2 rRNA genes are annotated in these 966 nt (G+C 47.4%); both read right to left on the reverse strand.

Annotation, left to right across the window (positions count from 1 at the left end):
- Positions 1-334: 334 nt before the first annotated feature.
- Positions 335-450 (reverse strand): 5S ribosomal RNA (gene rrf, locus VT06_RS16790).
- Between the two features lie 143 nt (positions 451-593).
- Positions 594-966, reverse strand: a 23S ribosomal RNA gene (locus VT06_RS16795); the annotation flags it as partial.

A 966-nucleotide genomic window follows, 5' to 3' on the forward strand; every position in this document is an offset into this window, starting at 1 on the left:
ACCCAAGTATAAAAATGCATCGGCAGACATCTCATAAGCATGAGCAGTATTAACGGTATCTTGGTTATGGGTTTGCGCCAGTTGGCAACCCGAAAGTATAAAAACAGAAGCTAGCCCCAGCCGCGTTAATGATTTGAGCATTAATTTAATCCATAAATAGGGTTTATTTACGAATCCTAACGGATAAGCAGAGAATATTCGATAGTTAGTTTTTGAGTGATACCAAACCGTTTTTGGAACGCTAAACTACAACCAAACACACCAACTAAGATTAAATCGCAGATAAAAACGAAAAAACCCCAGCCGTTAAGCTGGGGTTCTCGTCGTATTAGGAGCCTGGCGGTGTCCTACTCTCACATGGGGAAGCCCCACACTACCATCGGCGCTGACATGTTTCACTTCTGAGTTCGGAAAGGATTCAGGTGGTTCCACGTCGCTATGGCCGCCAGACAAATTTGGCATAATTTGAACAATCTGATAAAGGCGTTTGAACACCAAGTACACCCACACCACTTCTCGCGGTTTATCGCTCGCGCATACACGTATCGCTACACATATCGCTATATCACATAACAACACCCCTTCGGTGTTGTATGGTTAAGCCTCACGGGCAATTAGTACACGTTAGCTCAACGCCTTACAGCGCTTCCACACCGTGCCTATCAACGTTGTAGTCTTCAACAACCCTTTAGAGCAATTACATGCTAGTGAGAACTCATCTCGAGGCTCGCTTCCCGCTTAGATGCTTTCAGCGGTTATCGATTCCGAACGTAGCTACCGGGCAGTGCCATTGGCATGACAACCCGAACACCAGCGGTTCGTTCACTCCGGTCCTCTCGTACTAGGAGCAACCCCTCTCAATTCTCAAACGCCCACGGCAGATAGGGACCGAACTGTCTCACGACGTTCTAAACCCAGCTCGCGTACCACTTTAAATGGCGAACAGCCATACCCTTGGGACCGACT

It is taken from the genome of Arsukibacterium sp. MJ3 (assembly GCF_000987765.1).
GTDB lineage: Bacteria > Pseudomonadota > Gammaproteobacteria > Enterobacterales > Alteromonadaceae > Alishewanella.